At 44.4% G+C, this 20,677-nt stretch carries 23 protein-coding genes and 1 riboswitch; of the genes, 4 read left to right on the top strand and 19 right to left on the bottom strand.

The window, feature by feature from the left end; translation table 11 throughout:
* Positions 1 to 48: 48 nt before the first annotated feature.
* The 5 genes from M3193_RS15515 to M3193_RS15535 all read right to left on the bottom strand — a co-directional run bounded on the left by M3193_RS15515 (position 49) and on the right by M3193_RS15535 (position 4,806).
* Positions 49 to 1,497 carry an amidase family protein gene (locus M3193_RS15515; RefSeq protein WP_285852036.1) on the bottom strand — a complete coding sequence of 483 codons (1,449 nt, stop codon included), beginning with the start codon at positions 1,495 to 1,497 and terminating at the stop codon, positions 49 to 51.
* Positions 1,498 to 1,518: 21 nt separating this feature from the next.
* The gene (locus M3193_RS15520; RefSeq protein WP_251629562.1) at positions 1,519 to 1,671 is read right to left on the bottom strand and encodes a Fur-regulated basic protein FbpA; all 153 of its coding nucleotides are present in this window, start codon (positions 1,669 to 1,671) and stop codon (positions 1,519 to 1,521) included.
* Between the two features lie 112 nt (positions 1,672 to 1,783).
* Positions 1,784 to 3,001: a carboxylate--amine ligase gene (locus M3193_RS15525; RefSeq protein ID WP_251629564.1), complete on the bottom strand. Its 1,218-nt coding sequence runs from the start codon at positions 2,999 to 3,001 to the stop codon at positions 1,784 to 1,786.
* Between the two features lie 80 nt (positions 3,002 to 3,081).
* Complete coding sequence (locus M3193_RS15530) at positions 3,082 to 3,777, bottom strand: RluA family pseudouridine synthase (RefSeq protein ID WP_251629566.1); 696 nt, start codon at positions 3,775 to 3,777, stop codon at positions 3,082 to 3,084.
* 195 nt (positions 3,778 to 3,972) lie between these two features.
* Positions 3,973 to 4,806, bottom strand: a complete 834-nt coding sequence (locus M3193_RS15535; protein WP_251629568.1) for a glycerophosphodiester phosphodiesterase — start codon at positions 4,804 to 4,806, stop codon at positions 3,973 to 3,975.
* 321 nt (positions 4,807 to 5,127) lie between these two features.
* Here M3193_RS15535 and M3193_RS15540 point away from each other — a divergent pair, with 321 nt between their 5' ends.
* On the top strand, positions 5,128 to 5,883 hold the full coding sequence (locus M3193_RS15540) for an arylamine N-acetyltransferase family protein (protein ID WP_251629570.1): 756 nt from the start codon (positions 5,128 to 5,130) through the stop codon (positions 5,881 to 5,883).
* 59 nt (positions 5,884 to 5,942) lie between these two features.
* Here M3193_RS15540 and M3193_RS15545 read toward each other — a convergent pair whose 3' ends face one another.
* Both M3193_RS15545 and M3193_RS15550 read right to left on the bottom strand, forming a co-directional pair.
* Positions 5,943 to 6,794 carry an STAS domain-containing protein gene (locus M3193_RS15545; RefSeq protein WP_251629572.1) on the bottom strand — a complete coding sequence of 284 codons (852 nt, stop codon included), beginning with the start codon at positions 6,792 to 6,794 and terminating at the stop codon, positions 5,943 to 5,945.
* Between the two features lie 255 nt (positions 6,795 to 7,049).
* The gene (locus M3193_RS15550) at positions 7,050 to 7,823 is read right to left on the bottom strand and encodes a 3D domain-containing protein (RefSeq protein ID WP_251629798.1); all 774 of its coding nucleotides are present in this window, start codon (positions 7,821 to 7,823) and stop codon (positions 7,050 to 7,052) included.
* A gap of 422 nt (positions 7,824 to 8,245) precedes the next feature.
* On the opposite strand from M3193_RS15550, the gene M3193_RS15560 reads away from it, so the two are divergent.
* A complete protein-coding gene (locus tag M3193_RS15560; RefSeq protein ID WP_251629577.1) occupies positions 8,246 to 8,452 on the top strand; it encodes a hypothetical protein in 207 nt (68 codons plus the stop codon).
* A gap of 60 nt (positions 8,453 to 8,512) precedes the next feature.
* On the opposite strand, the gene M3193_RS15565 is transcribed toward M3193_RS15560, so the two are convergent.
* The 9 genes from M3193_RS15565 to M3193_RS15605 form a co-directional block, all read right to left on the bottom strand.
* Positions 8,513 to 9,283, bottom strand: coding sequence for a TerC family protein (locus M3193_RS15565; RefSeq protein WP_251629579.1), 771 nt, complete (start codon positions 9,281 to 9,283; stop codon positions 8,513 to 8,515).
* Between the two features lie 131 nt (positions 9,284 to 9,414).
* Entirely contained in the window at positions 9,415 to 10,494 is a 1,080-nt protein-coding gene (gene rsgA / locus M3193_RS15570; RefSeq protein WP_251629800.1) for a ribosome small subunit-dependent GTPase A, read from the bottom strand.
* Between the two features lie 206 nt (positions 10,495 to 10,700).
* Positions 10,701 to 11,306 carry a VanZ family protein gene (locus M3193_RS15575; protein WP_251629581.1) on the bottom strand — a complete coding sequence of 202 codons (606 nt, stop codon included), beginning with the start codon at positions 11,304 to 11,306 and terminating at the stop codon, positions 10,701 to 10,703.
* A gap of 288 nt (positions 11,307 to 11,594) precedes the next feature.
* Positions 11,595 to 12,350, bottom strand: coding sequence for an energy-coupling factor transporter transmembrane component T family protein (locus tag M3193_RS15580; protein WP_251629582.1), 756 nt, complete (start codon positions 12,348 to 12,350; stop codon positions 11,595 to 11,597).
* Positions 12,331 to 13,701 (bottom strand): ABC transporter ATP-binding protein, encoded by a 1,371-nt coding sequence (locus M3193_RS15585; RefSeq protein ID WP_251629584.1) that lies wholly within the window; start codon positions 13,699 to 13,701, stop codon positions 12,331 to 12,333. Before M3193_RS15585 ends, M3193_RS15580 begins: the two co-directional genes overlap by 20 nt.
* Entirely contained in the window at positions 13,694 to 14,275 is a 582-nt protein-coding gene (locus tag M3193_RS15590; protein ID WP_251629586.1) for an ECF transporter S component, read from the bottom strand. The genes M3193_RS15585 and M3193_RS15590 overlap by 8 nt, the downstream gene beginning before the upstream one ends.
* Position 14,276: 1 nt before the next feature.
* A complete protein-coding gene (locus tag M3193_RS15595; protein WP_251629587.1) occupies positions 14,277 to 14,858 on the bottom strand; it encodes a Ykof family thiamine-binding protein in 582 nt (193 codons plus the stop codon).
* Between the two features lie 78 nt (positions 14,859 to 14,936).
* Positions 14,937 to 15,043, bottom strand: a riboswitch (TPP riboswitch).
* Between the two features lie 266 nt (positions 15,044 to 15,309).
* Positions 15,310 to 15,792, bottom strand: coding sequence for an NUDIX hydrolase (locus M3193_RS15600; protein ID WP_251629589.1), 483 nt, complete (start codon positions 15,790 to 15,792; stop codon positions 15,310 to 15,312).
* A gap of 113 nt (positions 15,793 to 15,905) precedes the next feature.
* Positions 15,906 to 16,901, bottom strand: a complete 996-nt coding sequence (locus M3193_RS15605) for a YecA family protein (RefSeq protein WP_251629592.1) — start codon at positions 16,899 to 16,901, stop codon at positions 15,906 to 15,908.
* Between the two features lie 208 nt (positions 16,902 to 17,109).
* On the opposite strand from M3193_RS15605, the gene M3193_RS15610 reads away from it, so the two are divergent.
* On the top strand, positions 17,110 to 17,364 hold the full coding sequence (locus tag M3193_RS15610) for a helix-turn-helix domain-containing protein (RefSeq protein WP_251629593.1): 255 nt from the start codon (positions 17,110 to 17,112) through the stop codon (positions 17,362 to 17,364).
* A gap of 232 nt (positions 17,365 to 17,596) precedes the next feature.
* On the opposite strand, the gene M3193_RS15615 is transcribed toward M3193_RS15610, so the two are convergent.
* Both M3193_RS15615 and M3193_RS15620 read right to left on the bottom strand, forming a co-directional pair.
* Positions 17,597 to 18,526: a polysaccharide deacetylase family protein gene (locus M3193_RS15615; protein ID WP_251629595.1), complete on the bottom strand. Its 930-nt coding sequence runs from the start codon at positions 18,524 to 18,526 to the stop codon at positions 17,597 to 17,599.
* 105 nt (positions 18,527 to 18,631) lie between these two features.
* Positions 18,632 to 19,198: an AAA family ATPase gene (locus tag M3193_RS15620; protein WP_251629597.1), complete on the bottom strand. Its 567-nt coding sequence runs from the start codon at positions 19,196 to 19,198 to the stop codon at positions 18,632 to 18,634.
* Positions 19,199 to 19,309: 111 nt separating this feature from the next.
* Here M3193_RS15620 and M3193_RS15625 point away from each other — a divergent pair, with 111 nt between their 5' ends.
* Positions 19,310 to 19,639, top strand: coding sequence for a DUF3889 domain-containing protein (locus M3193_RS15625; RefSeq protein WP_251629600.1), 330 nt, complete (start codon positions 19,310 to 19,312; stop codon positions 19,637 to 19,639).
* Positions 19,640 to 19,831: 192 nt separating this feature from the next.
* On the opposite strand, the gene M3193_RS15630 is transcribed toward M3193_RS15625, so the two are convergent.
* Positions 19,832 to 20,677, bottom strand: a complete 846-nt coding sequence (locus M3193_RS15630; protein WP_251629602.1) for an MBL fold metallo-hydrolase — start codon at positions 20,675 to 20,677, stop codon at positions 19,832 to 19,834.

The raw sequence follows: 20,677 nt of genomic DNA on the forward strand, positions 1-20,677 counted from the left end.
TTCCCTATTCCTTATCTTATAATGGACCGAATTCGAGTTTCTTTCAAGTCAGGGCTTTTTCCGTGCACGCGCAGATTGTTCAAATGCGTATGCATAGCCAATCAGTTCCGGTTCGGAAAACGCTTTGCCGCATAGCGTAATGCAAAAAGGTTCGCCTTCTTTAGTGAAGGACGATGGGACCGTAACAGCCGGATACCCTGCCGCTGCACTGAAACTGCACCCATGATCCTGCGGTAATACGAGCACATCGATATTATGCTCGTCGAAAGCCCTATCAAGAGCCAATTCTCCCGCCAAATGACGGTTGCGCAACAATGCTTCAATATACTCCGGCTCGGTCAATGTCCCACTCGTCCGATCCACTTTTTCAAGCAGCACTTGACCGAACTTCAACGTCTCTTCCGGATGTTCCTTATTGAATTGGATAATATCGGATAATGTACGTATTGGATTTGTCGGTGACGTTTTTCCAAGATAGCCATTTAATGCAGCTTTGAATTCATACAGAAGTACGTCATAACCAAGATCGTCTTCCATTGTCCCTAAATCGATATGATCGACTAGTTCGGCTCCTAATGACTCAAGTCGACGGAGAGCTTCTTCGAATTTCTCTTTCATTTCCGTTGAAATCTCGCGGACGAAAATTGATCGGGGGATTCCGATCCTCGTTCCCTTAAGCGCTTCGGTGTCGCACAAGGACAGCCAGTCGATTCCATTGAAACGCTCAGCTTCCTTCGTCACTGGATCGGCTTCATCGTAACCTGTCATTACTCCGAATGTGATTGCTGCGTCTTCTACAGTCCGCGCCATTGGCCCCGGCGTGTCCTGGGTGAATGAAAGTGGAATGACACCGGTTCTGCTGATGGATCCGACAGTCGGTTTGATGCCGACGAGTGCGTTTTGTGATGATGGATTGATGATGGATCCACTCGTTTCCGTTCCGATGGAGACTGCTGCCATATTTGCAGCAATTGCAGCTGCTGCGCCGGAACTCGAACCTCCCACATCAAAAAGCCCATACGGATTATTCACTTGCCCACCGCGGGAACTCCAACCATTACGCATTTTGTCCGACATGAAGTTCGCCCATTCAGTCATATTCGTCTTGCCCAAGATGACAGCACCTGCTTCCCGCAGTCTCTTCACTAAAAATGCGTCTTCGGTGGCATAGTGGTCTTTCATTGCCAACGAGCCGCAGCTCGTATGCATGCCGTCCCCTGTGTCCATATTGTCTTTCAATAGCACCGGGATTCCATGCAGCGAAGAACGTACTGCACCCTTGCGACGTTCCGCATCAAGCGATCGGGCAATTTGAAGTGCTTGCGGATTCAGTTCCAATATGGCATTGATATTAAGGTCTTTTTCTGAAATTATATCCATATACATAACGGTCAATTCTTCTGATGTAAGAAGACCGGTCTCCATTTTTTCCTGCATTTGCAGGATTGTCGCTTCTTCCAGCCATCCATGACGCAATTCATCCAATTTTCCTTGCAAGTAAATCCCCCCAACATCGTTTTACTCTGCCTTCATTGTATACTGTTTCATTAACTCATATAAAGATAGTTGATATAATTGTTTTCCATTAATTTTAAAAACACCTTCTTCGACAAGGCTTTCGATTATTTTATCCCTTTTGTTTTCGATCACGGGATTCTCTTGCTTTCTCATGGTGTTAATTCCTCCTAAATTGTTAGCTATCATCTATTCCTCTTTAACGGGAATTGTAAACAATGAAGAAGTAACAAAAAATCCCCGGTGCGTTAAACGCAACGGGGAGATTTCATGACCATCTGTTATTTTTATATTTCCGATAGTAATTAATTTGCCTCATTAAAAGATACAGTTTCCTTTTGAAACTTTTGTCTCTCTTGTAAAACAGCGGATTTGCATACTTGCCCGCCTTTATAAGCTGATCGATTTCTTTACGCACTTTGGCATTGTCAACAAATTTCCTCAGAACGATTTTCGGAACGACGGTGAATAGGAATTTCTCGTCCAAAAGCGTCAACGGCTTTTCAACGCCATAAATGAGGTCATCGACAAAATTCTTCGCCAGGTTATGACCGCATGATGTGATGTAGTAACTTGAACGACCTTGCCGGATATTTACTTCGAACACTTTGAACTTTTTGTCGCGATGATCGTATTTTAAATCGAAATTTGCGTAGCCGACGTAGTTGAGCGCTTCCAAGAACCCTTTCAATTTCAGCATCATCTCTTCATTATAACGGGTGATGACCGCTGTATAATTGCCGATTGCTGTCACGGTATGCTCCTGCAAAACGACTTGTCCGAACGTAATCAGCTCGGACTTGCCTTTGCTGTTAATGTAGAAAACGGAATCCCACATATATGTATCATCGCCCGGGATGAAGTCCTGGATGATCAAGTCGTCGCGATAACCGCTGTCCTTAATTGTCTTGATGACTTGTTGGATTTCTTCATAAGAATCGACTTTATACACTTTCTGCATGCCTTCAAAGGGGTGCTTGTAATATTGCACACCGTTGCTCGGTTTGATGATGACAGGGAACATGACGTCTTCATCGAACCTGTCATCTGTTTCGCAGGAATGGAAATACGTTGCTGGTGTATCAATTCCATGCTCTGCGCAAAGCTGGTAGAAGTTTTTCTTAACGAGCAGATTATTCATTAATTCCTCGTCGATATAATTGAATACAAAATCTCGCTTGAGCTCTTCACGGCATTCGATGATCATACGGACATATAAATCATTTGTTCCGATGAGCAGCATTTTTTTGCCTTGCGTTTTATGTTTTTTTGCAACTTGTTTCAAGAAGCGAATGAACTCGTCCTTTTCCCCCAAGTTCGGATTCAACTCAATTGCACCTGGAATCGTACTTAAACTTGTGAAAGATAAAGGCTCCTTACCGACGAGGATCGGATGGATTCCGTATGCCTCGTGAAAAGAAATCGCCATATTGTATGCATTGATATCAGTCCCTACAATGATCGGGATAAACGGATGGTTTGTCATAGTGTCCTCCAACATATTTTCTCTATCTAAGTGTAGGGGTACTGATTTTCGATGTCAATCAACCGGGGCCAAACTTGAATCTAATTTACCAACAATCCTGCGCTCGCCCGTTTCCAACTATGCCAAGGGTGCTCGTCTGGCGGATGGGACGTGAAGGCAAGTATTTCCTTTGTCGTCGGATGGGGGAAGGAAAGGGTATGTGCCCATAACGCAATCTGCTGTCCAGGCCGATTCACATGCTGGCCGTATTTCTGATCTCCGTACAACGGCGCACCCGATGCTGACAACTGTACTCGGATCTGATGCGACCTGCCTGTATGGAGCCGGATTGCGAGCAGGCTCATCCCGTCCTTCCTGTCGATTGTTTCATAATGGAGGATGGCTTTCTTAGCACCTGGGTAGGATGCGTCAACAGCATGAACGATGTTTTTCCTCGAGTCCTTCCAAAGATGATGCGTGAGTAGGCCCTCATCGCCTAAGCCACCCCTGACTACAGCCAAATACGTCCTCTCCATTTCCCTTTTCCGCAGCACGTCGGAGAGCCGGGAAGCCGCTTTTGACGTTTTTGCAAATACGAGGACGCCTCCTACCGGACGGTCCAACCGATGCACTAAACCTAAATAGACATTTCCCGGCTTCTGATGACGCTTCTTCAGGTCTGCTTTTAATAATGTCAATAGATCATCATCTCCGCTGTCATCGCCCTGTACAGGCAAATTGACCGGCTTCTCAACAACAAGTAGATGATTATCTTCATATAAAATGCTTATGATCAATCTTCACAGTTCCTCTCAATAGTAGTGATGGACAAATACAGTATAGAACGATTTACTCTTTATTTCCGTTCGTATCCATTCCGTCTATCATACTATATTTCTCCCATCATTTCCGCTAAAAATGGCAAATGACTGGCGGGAATAAAAAGCAAAAAAATAAAAGCCGAAAATCGCTTTTCGGCTTTTTCTATCCAGCTATTCCTTTGCTAAGTAGAGCGGTTCTTCTGTCGGCCATTTTGAAAAGTCCGAGATGATGCCGTCAACGCCGAATCTTTGTGCTTTCGACACAAGCCTTTTGTCTTTCTTCGACCAGACGAGGACTTTACTGTCACGTTCGTGAATCTTATCCACCATCTTTTTGCTTAAGAAGGACACATTAAAATTGAGATACGATGCGAATGATGTTAATTCATCTAATTTCTTCGCGGATAATAGCGACTCGGAAGGATGAACCAAGATTGCCACTTCAATGTCCGGCAATAAAGTATGTACTTTCTTCATGGAATCTACATCGAATGATTGGATGATGATTGAACTGATATCATTATAATCCTTCACTAGCGAAACGACCTTTTCTTCGATTCCCGGATAGGACTGTGGATTTTTCAGTTCGATTAATAATCCGATCTGGTCATAGAATTCATCCAGTAATTCGTTGAGCGTCAAAATCGGTTCTCCCTGAAACTCAATACCAAACGTTCCTCCGGCATCCAATGTTTTCAACTCATCCAATGTCATATCCTTAATGTAGCCGCTTCCATTTGTTGTCCGGTCGATTTTATCATCATGCATGATAATAAGCTCGCCATCCTTTGATAGATGGACATCGCATTCCAAATAATCCGCACGGAGTTCCACTGCCTTATGGAATGCAGAGCGGGTATTTTCCGGGGCAAAACCGGATGCGCCCCTATGGGCAATACTTATCAAGTTGGGATTATGAACCCACTTCGTCTGGTCGTTGAAGCCGACTAGGAGGAATAGGCATGCACTAATGATGACGATGCAAACAATATTATGTTTTCTCATATGAATCCCCCGCAATTCTCTCATCGGATATCTACTGTCCTTCTAATATCCGAATTATCTTTTTATTATACTATCATATATCATTAGTTATGAATACCCTTATATTCGTAATAAGCTGAAAGTATTACATTTTTTTCGCAAATTGCTGTTTCAACATTGTATGCGTTTGCATAGTTGACCAATTGTAGTAATGGTTAGTCGAGAATATTTTTTTTGTTGATACTGGAAAGCCGCTGCAAGCATTGTCCTTGCAGCGGCTTTTCCGGGTATTGATAATTATAAAAATGGTATACTGGTCTTACTTGTTAGGAGGCCGATAGAATGGAGATTGAAAAATACCTCGACCGGTTCCATGCATCACCTGGCAACCAACCTTCCCTGCGACAGTTGTCTGAACTGCAACGTCTGCATATGACCGCTGTCCCCTTTGAAAATCTCGATGTTATCCGCAGGGTGCCGATCTATTTGAATTTGAACACGATTTACGAAAAGGTCGTCCTTCGGAAACGTGGCGGCTTTTGCTATGAATTGAACGGTTTATTTCATTGGCTGTTGAGACAGCTCGGATATGACGCTTCCCTCATCGCCGCCACTGTATACCGGCCGAATGGACAGTGGGCGAAGCCTGAGACGCATGCCGCCATCCTCGTCCATTTGGAGCAGTCTTATCTCGTCGATGTCGGATTCGGGGATTCCACTATCCTGCCAATTCCGTTGAATGGGAGCCCGCACACAGACGTAAGTGGGACTTATGCGGTACAGAAATCCGGCAACGGTATTTTTGATTTGATCAGAAACCGGAATGGGGATTCCCGACCACTGTACCGATTTTCCACAATCGAAAAGCAGCTTTCCGACTTCCATGAAGGATGCGTGTTCAATCAAGTCTCACCCGAGTCGACCTTCACTCATGTTGACATTGTTACACTAGCGACCCCTGCAGGTAGAACAACGTTAAAGGACCTCAAGTTGACTGTATCGGAGAATGGCGTGATAACCTCCAAAACAATCACTGAAGATGCAAAAGGGGCAATTCTAATGAATCTATTTGGAATCAACATAAAACATTTAAATTAAAATGAGTGTCCAGATTGACGGTTAAAACCGAAGTTCTGGACACTCTTTTTCTACGTTCATTATATAGCGAAATCCTTAAAATTCTTTTTAAGCGCCAACTGCAACGAACCAAACGTACGGATTCTTGAAAAATCCAGACCCAATTGGACGGACGTCTGAGCAATTTCCGGACGGATACCGGTCATCGTCGATTCGATCCCTAGCAAATCAAGCACTTGCATCAATTGATAAATATGATTCGCAACCATCGTATCAATGATGGAAACACCCGACAAATCAATAAAGAGATGGCTGACGTCAAGCTCCACACACCTAGTGGGGACATAGTCGCCAATTGACTGGACTCTGGTCGTATCAACATCCCCGATAATCGGCAGTACCCCGATTGTCGAATTAAGCTTGATGATCGGAGCATTCAACTCTTCAATCAGGCTCTGTTGAGCAAAGAGCCGCGAATTCATCAGCTCATCATATTTCGTTGTAAACTCCACTATGATTTCATCGAACGCTTTATGTAAAACGATTCCCCAATTGAGAATATCAGCACGAAGGACAAGATCCCCTTCCCGATCGACAAACTTTTCAATAAACTGCCAGAATGTTTTCCTCAACTTGCTTAATGCTTCAAGGACTTCATAGATCGGCGTCCTGCTACTCACACGACTTTCCGCAACAAGCTTCGCCCAATTCTTTTTATTCGTTTCAAATGCTTCCTGGTCTTCCAATAAACTACTTGCAATTGTCAAATTCGTAAGCCTGTTTTGCTCACGCAGCAACTGCTCTGACCAAGCACCGGCATCCTTGGAATAAATCGAGCCATCCTTCTCTTCGCGTTCCAACAGCCATGCATCCGTAATGGCATCTCTATTGTCAATCAAGTAATCATATAGCTCCTGATTCATATCACTCATTTTCATTCCTCCAACCGACGGTCAATTAGTTACTAGTGTAACATAAAGTGAAACTTCACTCAGTCGGAAATGTTTTATTCCTACTGAGTGTTAGTTGAACCAATCGGGCTTTTACTGGCAGTTGACTCACACCTAGTGGGAGTCTTACTGCCAGTTAATGCGGGATAAAGTGAAACTTCACTCAGTCGGAAATGTTTTCTTCCAAAAAGAAACGTACTGGGAATAGTTAATGAACAATTCCCAATACGTATCTAGTTAATTAATGATTTTCAACTTCACCTTTTTAACGCCCCACTGCATCGCACTATCATAAGAAGGGATGAAAACGTCAATCTTATGGCCTTTGATTGCGCTGCCAACATCTCCCGCAATCGCCTCCCCATAGCCTTCCACCCAAACTTTTGTACCTAATGGAATAATTGACGGGTCTACCGCTATGACTTTCTGATCTGGATTGGCGCGTAAATCGATCCCATAAGCTGTCGTCCCGGAACACCCCGGACAGTAGGCGGTATACGCAGTAGCAGTTACAAACATTTCAGTCCCCGAACTTGCCGGGGGGTTCGAAACGGATGTGTTGAATGCCGGTTTCTTTTTTGCATTTTCTGGAATTGATTCCTGAGTGGCAGATGCAACCTTGACAGCTTCTAGCGCAGCTGTTTCATTTCCGGGATGATCCCCCTTAATTAGCAATACATCACCCGGGTGGATTACTTCTCCGGTCAAATTATTTAAACTCATTAATTCCTGCACTGTCATCTCAAAATTCAAGGCGATCCGGTATAGATTATCGCCTCCAACAACTGTGTATGTTACAGGTTCTTCCTTCAATAAATCTAATGGCGGGTAAAATAAGGGAAACGTTCCCTCCCAAATTTCGGCAAAAGGAATATCAATAAGATTCGGACTCACTTCTTCTTTGGAGAGATTTGTAATCTCCTCTTCAGATTCTGTTTGGCTGAATAGAGCTGCTTCTGTCACGGCACTGAATGAGAGTGTCATTATTGCCGTCAACATCATCATTTTCATCTTAATCAAGTATTGTTGCTCCTCTCTTTAACAATTTCCCCAGTTCTGTCCAATTACTTTCAAAATCAAACATATTTCTTTCAAAAGTTTTGAATATGACAAACAAGAAGTTGATTAACATAGTGAAACTGTCATAGAAATAGGGGTTTTTGTTTATTTATTTGCAGAAGAGGGGAAATTAAAGAAAACGGTTAGAAAGGGGCGAATTTCATGAAATTAGGAAGAGTAATCAAGACCGCAATTAAATGGGCTCCAGTCCTATATCCAATTGTCCGCAAAATGATTTCCAATAAAGAAAAGACGGCTGCCCCATTACGGAGGCGCTGAATCCAGCACAGTTGTCCACTATGAGTGATCGGGTATGAATAGATTCACTGTCCTTGCCAATCCTATAAGGAAACAGATGTAGGGAGGCAAGCGCTATGGCTGATGAAAAGCAGCCCACGGAGGGTGAAGTTCGAGATACCATCCACTTTCGCTATTTGGCGCATCCTGAAGGAATTCCTTCTACGGATCGCATAAGCTTGTTCGATATGCATGAAGACATGCAGACAGTGGATACGATTAACCTCGATGATATGAAAGAGGATTTGCGCAAAGAAAGAATTCATAAGAATCCAAGATCATAAACGAAAGAAGCCGGCAATTTGCCGGCTTCTTTACGCTTTTAATGATTTTCCTACCATCATCTACTCCAACGCATTCCCTGATTTATTGCTGGGGGCAAACCAACCGATAAGGGCAATCGCTACTAGTACCCCATAGAAAATGATGCTCCAAACAGTGCTGTGAGGGAAATCTCGATTTAAAACACCTATATCCTCATGGGCAAGAGTTATGACCGCTAGTTTGACACCAACCCAAGCTACAATGGCATAAGCTGTTGTTTCTAATGCAGGGCGTTTGTCGAGGAGTTTCACAAACCACGTTGCAGCAAACTTGATTAAGACAAGACCAGCAACACCGCCGATAACTACAACGATAAATTGCCCACCATCCATGCCTCCAATATCTCCGAGTGGTGAATCTGGAAGACCAAGTGCAAGTGCAACTGCAGCCAAAATCGAATCAATTGCAAATGCAAGATCGGCTAACGCAATTTTTCCTACAGTCGGCCAAAAACCTTTCCCGGCGGCTTCCTTTTCATCGTCCTTATGAATGTTCTTATTTTCTTTCCCGAACCGGGCCTTGATGACGTGCTTTAATCCTAAATAAAGAAGGTATGCTGCTCCTATCGCTTGTATCTGCCAGACATTTGCAATAAAAGAAATCGCAAAAAGTGCAGCAAATCTGAAGACGAAGGCCATAATGATTCCGTAATTGATCGCTCTTTTTTTCTCTTCTTCCGGCAGATGCTTTGCGATAACTGCAAGTACGAGCGCGTTGTCAGCAGATAATAACGCTTCCAAGCCTATGAGAATTAACAGCGTCCAGGCATACTCCAACCAGATTGACTCCATCTACAACTCCCCAATCTTTCATGTGAAGATTTCATCTGTAGAATGTGCCATTCAGCAAAGAGTATTCTTCTATCGCTCTAACAAGCAAAAACAGGGACAAAGGATTCCGCCTTTGCCCCTGCCTCTATCATTTATCTCTTTTTAGATGGGTGCTTCCGCATTCCCTTCGTTATCTTCTTCCATTTGTCCCGTTCGGCTGCTTGTGCTTGGCGGTCCATTTTACGATCGAGGAATGCGATTTCTTTTTGAAGTTTAACATAGTTTCCATAACGTTCTGCTGATAACTCTCCGGTTTCAAGTGCATTTCGGATTGCGCAGCCCGGTTCGCTTTCATGCCCGCAATCGGTGAATTTGCATGCAGCTGACAGTTCCTCGATATCCTTGAACCCGGAGTCGAGGCTCTCGCTTTCATTCCACAATTGGAATTCTCGCATACCCGGTGTGTCGATGAGCACGCCCCCTGTCGGTATCTTAATGAGTTCCCGATGGGTTGTCGTATGTCTTCCTTTTGCGTCATCTTCGCGAATACCTTGCACCGCCATCATTCCTTCGCCACAAATCGAGTTGACGAGCGATGATTTTCCGACGCCGGAAGAACCTAATAATGCAGCCGTCTTGCCGTTTTTTAGCAGATTCGTAATCCGCTCGATCCCTTCCCCCGTCGTATTGCTCACCGGAAAAACATCCGTGCCGAATGCGATTGCCCTTGCCATCTCCAAATAATGATCGGGGTCGTCGCTAACATCCATTTTCGTCAGGACGACAACCGGGGTCGCTCCGGAATCATAGGCGGCTACAAGGTAACGTTCCAATCGTCTTGCATTGAAGTCGTGGTTCATCGACATGACGAGGAAAACGATGTCGATATTCACCGCAATGATCTGTTCGGAAATGGTCGACCCGGCTGATTTCCTTGAAAAGAGAGATGTCCTCGGCAGGATGGCGTGAATGATGCCCCGCTCTTCCCCGGGCATTTTTTCAACGACTACCCAGTCGCCGACAGCAGGGTAATCCCTTCGTTCGTGGGCCGCATGTTGAAATGCCCCCGAGCAGACGGAGAGCCATTCCCCTTCTGCCGTCATCACCCGGTACATCCGTTTATGTTCAAGCGTTACACGTCCTGGAACGTATTTGTCCGCTTTCAGTTCTGCTACTAGTGTATTCATATTTTCTTGGTGGAATTGATTCCATCCGTATTCGTTTAAGTTAATCAATGGTTTTCCTCCTATTATACATATAAAAAAGCATGGTTCCGGATCGGACACCATGCTTTCACGCGCATAACAGAAGAAACATGCCTATTACGAAGGCATGGCAGGTGAATGTATGGTGCCGATCAATTGTGCAATAGCCATATTGATTGTAGCCATAAAACATCACCCGCTTTCTGAAAGTTGTATTTATCATAACAAAATGATCATTTACGGTCAACAGTTTTTGTGTGAGGTCTAAACACTTTCCAACTGAGATAGAGTCCATATCCGATCATTACACCGATTGTGTTCAGGATAATATCGTCAATATCCGTACTGCGGCCGATGAAATATTGGGTGCCTTCGATGAAGCAAGTGACCGCGAACCCTACAAACCCGATTGCTTTAAATGAATCCATCCTCCGCCATAATAGAGGGACGAAAATTCCAATCGGAGAAAACACGAACAAGTTGCCAAGAAGATTCACGAGCGAAACGCTGCTCCAACCACTCACATACTCATTGGCTTGAAAATAATTCATAATTGTCCGGAACGGGAAGAGATTGACGCTCGATTGACGATCAAAAATAGAAACATCAAAAAAGAATCTTCCCGTACTCCCGTCCACGCCCAGATTCCACCTCGGAATAATCGTTTGGGAGGCGAGTCCGACTAAATAGAGGATGAATAAGGCTAGCAGCAGTTCATGTAATTTGCTGACGGGCAGCTTTCTTATTTTTATGATGATGATTCGGGCAATGACGTATACGGGCATTGCAACGATCATATAGCCTAACATATTGATGACATATGTACTAATTAACCACATGGCTCCTCCTATTGACTCCGTTTTAATCTCAAGAGCTTGACGTTTTCAATCTTGGAGTTGTTCCCCATGGTCCCCGGAAAGTTATCGGTCATTTCCTGGTGGTTATCGGTCATATTCTTAGTTATATCGATCATTCTAGACGAGTTATCGATCAGTTCTAGGAAGTTATCGGTCATTTTCACAACTTTATCGTCGTTTCGTGACCTTCGACCCGCAATAAAAAGCTTCGACAGGCGTCTGCCTTCGAAGCTTTTCCTAGTAACCCCACTTTAAGTGGACCCCGAGAACTTAATTGATATATAAAACACTGGTACAACTTATGATGAGCAGTAGCATGAAGAGACTAACCAAATACCCGTCCAATCTGCCGACACGAATGACTTTGTAAAAGCTTGTCCTTTGCTCACCTGTGAATCCTCTCGCCTCCATTGCAAATGCGGCCCTTTCCGCTTTTCGGACAGCACCCGCTAGCATCGGAAGAAGAATCTTCCGCATATGCAGCAATCGGCGGATTGCATTTTTGTCTTGCATCGCGCCTCTGAGCCGATGGGCTTGCTGGATTTGCACAAATTCATCTTTCAGGACAGGAAGGAACTGATATCCGACCAAAATGCTGTAGGCGATTTTCGGCGAGAGCTTCATTTGCTGCATTAAACTTAAAATGAATGAAACGGGATTTGTCGTCAATGCGAATAATAGTGATAAGCCAGAGAACGCCAAGACACGAAAACTTAATGACAATGCGTGATTCAACTGGACTTCCGTGATGTTAATCGACCAAATCGATAGAACGACAGGCCCTGACTTGTCTTCTGCAAAGACGAGTGTCGTCCAAAAATAACCGAACGCCATGATGAGAAAGGGAATCATGAACAGAATCCATAGCTTCCAATCAATCCTGCTGAACAACAGCTGGATGAGCAGCACTCCGATCCACATGAGCAACGGCGTCCATGGATTGAAGAAGAATGCCATCGTCAACATGCAAATCGTGACGACAATGAACTTTGCAGCAGGATTCATATTATGCAAAGCAGACTTCATGTCCCACCCACCCCTTCGGCTGAAGCAGATGATGATTCGCCAGTAATTCTTCATCACGCCAAACTTGATCAGCGTCAAACTTCCCAGTCAACGTGCCTTCATTCATTAATAAAATCGAATCCGCCACATGAAACGCAAACTCCATATCATGGGTGACGATCAAGAAGGTAGTCCCTTCTTTAGCCCGCTCATCGATTAACCGGAATAACTCCGCCAAGGATGCAGCATCTTGTCCGGACGTCGGTTCATCCATCAAAATGATTTCCCTGCCGTCGCACAGCATCGCAGCAATCGCCACTCTCCTTTTTTGCCCATGGCTCACGGCAAACGGATGGGCTTCCGAAATTGCTGCCAAATGCAATCGGCTCAGCAATTCATCTGTATCCGTGCCGCCGCCGAAAGCAATCTCATCCCGTACCGTTTGCGTCACGAATAAAAATTCCGGTGATTGAAGGACATAGCCTAAATGGGAGGGGCGCACAGTTCCACTCGCAGGAATCAATTTACATAGCGCTTTCAGCAATGTCGATTTCCCGCTCCCATTCGGTCCGGCAAGAATCGCCACTTCTCCCCGGTTCATTGTGAATGAAACTTCCTGTAGAAATGACTGCGTGCCGACTTTTGCTACTTGCAATGACCGACCTTCCTGTTTGCTGCTGATCCTTTTCACCATTGGATTCGCGTCATTTATTCGCTCCAACTGAAATTCACGATCGAAAAAGCCTCCCCATAAATCGAGCCGATGCTCAATCGCCAAGATTGTCAAAGACCGTTCCTGTTGAAGCTTATCCAGCCAATCGATGTACTGCTTCGCGGTGTACGGATCCAAATGGGAGATCGGCTCATCGAGCAGCAGAATTTCCGGCTCCATGATCAATGCACATGCTGTTGCAATCCGTTGCTTTTGCCCTCCGGATAGCTGTTGGATGACAGAATGACGGAACTTGGTCAATCCTGTCAGTTCCAAAACGGCCTGAATCCGTCCAACCATTTCCTCCCGCTCCACATTCAAGTTTTCAAGCGTGAAAGCAAGCTCCTCTTCGACTGTCATCATGCAGAACTGCGCATCCGGATCTTGAAACACAGTCGCGATACGATGATTCACTTCACCCGGCGAATAGCACTGGCTTTCTTTATCAAATAAAGTAACGGAACCCTTTACGATGCCATCGCAGTTTTCCGGGTACAGTCGGTTGCATAGATAAAGCAATGTTGTTTTTCCGCTCCCGCTCGGCCCCGTTATGACAACCCTCTCTCCGCTAACCACGGAGAATGAAAGATCTTCAAGAATCCATTCCTCCTCGTCGGGATAGCGGAAACTAACATTATCGAACCGGATCACTTCACGCACGCGCCTCACCTTTTTTCGCACGCGTAATCGGATAGCCTCGGAGTGATCCCGTAGCAAGCAATCCATCGACGACCGCCTTACCCCCAATGCCGGCAATGACCGCTCCGCTGGCAATCCGGATGCCAAACATGAGCAGCACATAGCCTGTGCTGAATACCGTGAATCCGCCTAGAAAATAGCCATAGATAAAGCTGAACACCGACGCGCCTACACCGGCCAACATCAGCACCCATATATCAAATCGACGATAGCGCGTTGCAGCGAAAGCCGCCTCGGCCCCTAGCCCTTGTATAATACCTGCAAGGATCAACCGGGGACCTACCGCATTCCCTAACAGCACCTCGATGGCGGCAGCAATCGTTTCCGAAATGACGGCAGCCCCAGGTTTTCGGATAATATACATACAGATGATCGACACGATGAACCAAATGCCGAAAATCCATTCATAAGCGATCGGCCCAATAAACCCTGCCCAAATATTGCCGACATGTAAAAACAGTAGATAGACAATCCCGAATACGACTGAAAACAACGACATGAGGACGACTTCTTTCAACTTCCATGACTTGAGCATGTTACAGTCCTCCGTGCGACGGACTGTTGATGCTCATCGAAACCGTCATGACCAGATGCTTATGCCCTTCAGAACGCGCATTGCTGAAAGCCTCTTCATAAAATGCAAATACATCATGGATATCCCCATGGATACCGCTCGCATAATGCATCGATTCATTAAAGACGCCTTGCTCTTTCGCCCTGTCCACTTCGCGATAAATGATATCCATGTATGCCGGATTATTCATTGGATACAGCGCAAATTGTGAGGACACATATTGATTAGTCCCATCCGTATTGGCGATCTTCTCGGCCTTGTCCAAATACGCATCGCCCGCTGTATCACCTGGGCATCCCGCCGAAAAAGTACCGGATAACGCAATATGCTTGCCGGTTTTCGCGGCATGCAACGCAATCGCCTTTGCCACGTTAAAGACATGGACCTGCTTGCCGCGCATGACGGTAGATACATCATCTGTATGCATCCACACATTGGACGTGTCCGTCTTTTCCAGCGCTCCTTTTATTACACTTACAAAATCATCTGCCATCGGATATAACGAAAAACGGAATCCGACGATTGGACTTAATCCACATTCCATTTCCTTCAACCCCCCGAAAAAATTTCATAAAAAAAACTACATCCCGGAAGATGTAGTACTTCTCCAATATGAAACAATCGGAAAGCCACTACACTTCCCCACGCAGGTATTATCCTGATCGGGTTATAAGGGATCGGAGCCATTGCTCGCATCTCAGCCAATATTGGGCACCCCTAGTGCAGAAACGGTATGTAGTTGTAATTTATGTTGCCATTAGTATAGACGAAGAATTTTTTATTGTAAATGAAATCTGGCAAACTCGTACTTTGGTCTGTATTGGATACGAATTTTCCTGTAGATACGCATAAAATCGTTTATTCACGCATAAAGGCACGCAAATGCGCATAAATCCTTGAAAGCACGCATAAACGCGATTATATGCTCATAAATCGCAGCAAAGACGCATAAAGCAATTTATTCACGCATAACTGCACTAGCATCAAGTTTCCCCCTACACCTTCCTGCTCACTTTCACTTCAAATCCAGGATGTGTAACATATTCTTTATACTCCACATGCCCGTCAAACTTAAAATACTCTTCAATACGGGCTCGGATTGCAGGCTGTGTAATGTATTCCAGCACTTCATCTTTAGGAACCCACTTGCAATCCGACGTCTCGTCCGATGTACAGAGCTCTCCGCCGACAGGCTTGCAGGCAAAGTCGAACATCACTTTTGTCGGAACATCCGTCACTCCGTCATACCATTTATAAAGGGCTGAATTCGTGTACACGCCAATCAAATGCGACACTTCCACATCGATGCCGCTCTCCTCTTTCACTTCCCGGATTACGCCATCCATCAAATTCTCCCCGACTTCAACCTGCCCGCCTGGAAACACCCATCCGCCGTGTTCGGTTTTCACGATTAAAATATTGCCATCGCTGTCTTCAACAAGCCCCCCACAAGCTACAATATGCGTCGGCCATGCCATTTTCCCCATCTCCTTTTCTTTTAATGAATTAACTCTACCAATCTTCTGACAATAAAGATAGAGAATAAAAAATCCACCTGCCGCTTAGAGAAGCTAGGTGGAAAATAGGTCTATTAATTTGTAACTTTGGCTTTGTAATACGCCTCGAGGTCTTTAGAATATTTATTCATGGAAGAAGGTGAAACCTCAAACCACTCAGCAATTTCCTTCAACGACATGGAGATTGGTTCAAAAAATGAATTATCTTGTCCGAAACGGATTGCACCTGCGGCAATCGCCATTTCCTTCCGTGCATTCGGCTGCTGTTCCACTAGAAAATCTTCCACTACATCTAGCAGCTCTTTCGAATCCCGATTATGCTTTTCCAAAAATTCGATTGCAGATAACAGAACGCCAGCTTCGAAATTGGTGAATTCGCCGCCTTCATACCCATCTTCACCAAGGCATTTCCAGAAATCCAATGCATTTTCCTTTAGGAAAGTAGGCGCCGATAATGCTTCTTCAGATGAAAACCTTTTTGCGAATTCCTGAATTGCATTCGTATGATCCGTTGGAAAGAAGATCAAGCTCGACACTGCTAAATAGTGATTTTCATTCCCTGTACCGTCAGGCAATACGAAACAGAATAAGTGGACGCCCACAGGTACCGGCTTTTCGCTTTCCCGGCGAAGCTTGATTATTTCATCATTGAAGATCATTTGAACAGTTATATATGTATCATCCACTTCGATAACTTCCCCGATGAACGATCGCGGGTTGTGCCACGTATCAACCACTTTCAGAACCGATGGACGCAAAAGCCTTTTTTTCTGTTTATCCAAATACCCTAACCAGATATCAGATCGATGGTTGAAAAAGAATTCATCCATCGCAATCGCCTCAATCATTTCTTCAGGCATGAAGTTGCCTAACGACTGCTTCCATTCATTCGCCAACTTTAAATAATCCGGGATATCCTTCCGCTCCGGATACTCGTCGTAGAAAGTCTGCAATGCGCGTTCCAGTTCATCTTGTTGAACAGTTTCAATGGAAACTGCATTTTTCGACTGACAACATTTCTTATATTTCTTCCCACTGCCGCAAAGGCAAGGATCATTACGTCCAATCATAGTAAAACACTTCCTTCATAAGAGTAGAACCTATCCAGTTTACCATTTTTCTGGCGTTTCTGGAACAGTCCCAAATTCGTATTTTGTAACTTCTTAATGAACACACATCTGTGTACGTTATATAGAACAAACCGATTACTTTGTATTACATACGCGGATCATCAATACCGATATTTTACTCTACCCTCATAGGTAGAGGTGATAATTCATGGCAACCGCTTCAAACTTCATCCGGCTTGTAGGAGAACATTTGCGGATGATCAGAGAATCAAAGGGAATGAACCAAGAGGATTTGGCTGAAAAAGCGGGTATTGCAAGAGCAAGTATATCTGAAATTGAAAATGGAAAAGGCAATGCCACATTGGGAACGCTGGAAAAAGTCATGGATTCCTTAGAAGTCGCACCAATGGAAATATTCAACTTCCAGAACCTATCAGATACCAAAGATGTTACAGATAAATAGCTATTAATTGAAATTCATCGATCAACTCTTATGGAACGGGATTTAAGTGAAATTCAATATGTGATTGACAACGCCAAAGATGTCATGCGCTTATTGGACAAAAAGACGGGATATGGAAAAAAGTAAACTGTCAGCCGATTGGTTGGCATTTTTTCTTTTTGTTCATTCGTCATATAAGATCCGAAAAATACGCCCGGAATTTGATGATATTTCATCAAACGCCAGGCGTTTTTCACTTAATTCGTTGTTCGCTCATCAGGTCGCTCACTGTTCCAAGTCGAAGCCCTTTCGCTTTAATATCTATTATCATTGCCCCAAGCCCTTTAGCGACGGGGTCGGTTGGATGCATCAAGATCATTGAGCCGTTCTCCACTTTTGATACGACGCGGCGCACCATTTCAGAGGGCTCAGGTTTTCTCCAATCTACCGTATCGACCGTCCATAATATCGTCTTCATGTTAAGTTCATGTGCGACATCAATCGTTTGTTGATTGAAGCTTCCACTAGGCGGTCCAAACCATTTCGGCTTGAAGCCGATTGTTTGCTCAATGACATCATTTGTCTTTGAGATTTCTTCCATCGTCTCGGTCCTAGAGCGCTTTTGTAGATCAGGATGACTGTATGCATGGTTGCCGATTTCATGACCTTCATTATAAATCATCAATGCCAGATCGGGATTTTTCTTCGTCCAACTGCCGTCAAAGAAAAAAGTTGCCTTTACTTGTTGATCTTTCAGGATTTTGAGGATGGGCGGGATATATTCATCACCCCACGCCACATTGATCAGAAGGGATACCATCGGCTTTTCAGGATTCCCCCTGAAGATCGGCTGAGGATCCAAGTCATCCAAATGAACAGCTGGAGGGACTTCTTTAAAAACAAGCTTTGTCTCATCGAACTTTCCTGCTGCCTTCATCTTTTCATAACTCGCGTTGACGTCTACAATCAAACCATTATATCCCGGCATCGCCTTCCAGACCCTGTCCACCTTTGCATCGATCGGTTTGATTTCATGCTGCTCACCGTAAGATTTAATCTCTTGAAAAAGTGCTTCATTTTTCACGGTGTTTTTCGTCGTTGAGTCTAGAATCATAGCATTGCTTGAAATCTCGGAAATTCCTATTGCTAAGATGGCTGCGCAGACGAGCAATAAGTACTTCATGATGTGCATTTCCCAGTCCAGTTATTGTTTGTCATCGCCAATCCTCCATTTGGATATGTTGGCTTTACGATTCCCGTTCGCCCAGGAACTATACTTGGGAAGTGACTAGCGGATGTCTTTTGCCATCATAACAATTCTCCGGATAACACTTTCAACTTCCCCACTGTCCTTGATTACGAATAAATGATCTGCTTCTCCCTCAAATGGATCTACGACGTCTTCCTTAAGCGAATCGGCATTTTGCCGAACAAGGACTTCTTCAAAATTGGAAGCGCTTCTGAAGATACCCGTATCACGTTGACTGTTTGTAACGCGGTCCAGCAGAACAGAATCCGGTAAATCAAAGTGGACGAGGACGCGAATGAATTCAGTTTTCGGAAAGAACTGTTCAAGCAAATACGCACGGCCTTTTCGGCTTCGATTTGAATTGCAAATAATGAGATGACAGTCGGTATGTTCTTTCGCATAATCGACAATCAGCTGTGAGATTGCGTGCTTCAGCGTATTCGGTCCTGCCTTCGGTTGTAAATACTTGTAGTATGTATTAATAAATGCCCCATGGTTATCTTGATCCACAACAATTGAGTTAGTTAGCTTTTTCTCCAAAGCCTTCGCAAATGTAGTTTTTCCGCTATGTGTCTTGCCAACAGTAAGTATGACTAGCCTCTTCATTGCCACATCTCCTATTCTTACAATCTGCAATTCAGTTATTCGCACATGACAGAATGAATCCAGTCAAATGACTCATCCTAACAGCATCAACAGAACAAGGAGTTGACCCTTATGAAAAATTTACTTATAACGCTTGGATTAATGATCGCAGTTCCTGCAACGGCAGCAGATATAACTATCCCTACACAGCAGCACGAACAAACACCCGCATACGCAAAATGGGGGGCCTTGGCGGTAAAAGAGACAAAACAAAAATATCCCGACGCAAATATTGTCGACTACTTGCATATCGGGAGCGAAACGAAAGACAATACAACCATTGAAAAGTTCAAGTTATGGTTAAAAGACGACAAGCACGAATTCGGCGTTATTATCCAGATCACATTCTCCACAAAAACCGACAACATCATCAAAATCGATTTCCAGGAAACCGACAGATAAAAGTCAAAAGCGGTGGCTGTCAAAAGCGGTGCCTGTGCAGCACACTATTCAGCATATTAACTACAATTGAATAAACTGACAACTGAAACACCGAAATATAAACGTTCATTACTAATTATGGTGTATTTTTATCCAAAATCATAAATAGTCATTAATGTACCATGCACAGGCACCCACACAATTCTACACATTTCACCAGCCGTTGACGAAGTAGCCGATTGTTTCGGTTTCTTCTTCGTTCAATTCTCGTTGGAGCGTGTTGGCCATTTCTTGGCGGATGGCTTCTGCGTTCCCTTCATGCTTTTGGGTGAGCAGGGCCGCATTTTTCAGCAATTGCAGAAACGAGTCGAAATCCTCTTTCCGTAAAGGCGCTGGATGATGGGAGAGGAAGTAAATATCAGCATCATACTTTTCTAATTGCTGAACGAGCTTAAGCATTTTTCCCACCGTGTAATTCCACTTTTCAGCGTATAGATTCGCATAGAGGCAATCCCCTAAAAACAGGGCCTTTTCTTCCGGAATGAATACAATGCAGGAATCGCTTGAATGGTCGCCGCCGATGTGCTCAATTTCACATGTCACTCCACCTGCATGTACAGTCATTCGATTTTCGAAGACAATTGTAGGTAGCTGAACCTGGATATTCCGCTCAGAACCGAACTCCTCTTTAATTGCGTCCGCACAAAATGGGATTTCTGTTCCTTCTTCTACCCGTTGATCCAAGTCTTCGTCTTCCCAGGACAGGGATTGCATTTCTTGGATATTTCCGTAGGTTTCCTTATTGGAGATACTCGGTACTGCGATTTCACGCATGCCAAAGACATGGTCCCAATGCCAATGGGTGAGGATGAGCAAATCCGCCCTGACTCCAATTTGCTCAAGCTGTTGTAAAAAAAGCTTGGCGTGCTGTGAGGAATTTCCGGAATCAATGAGGACTGTCTTTTCTTCCCCGACTATCGCCCCCAGTATCGGGCGGTCCGTTACTTGAACAGGTGGTAAATAATAAAGACGATCGGATACTTTCGTTAGTTTTTGCAT

Source organism: Sporosarcina luteola, assembly GCF_023715585.1.
GTDB lineage: Bacteria > Bacillota > Bacilli > Bacillales_A > Planococcaceae > Sporosarcina > Sporosarcina luteola_D.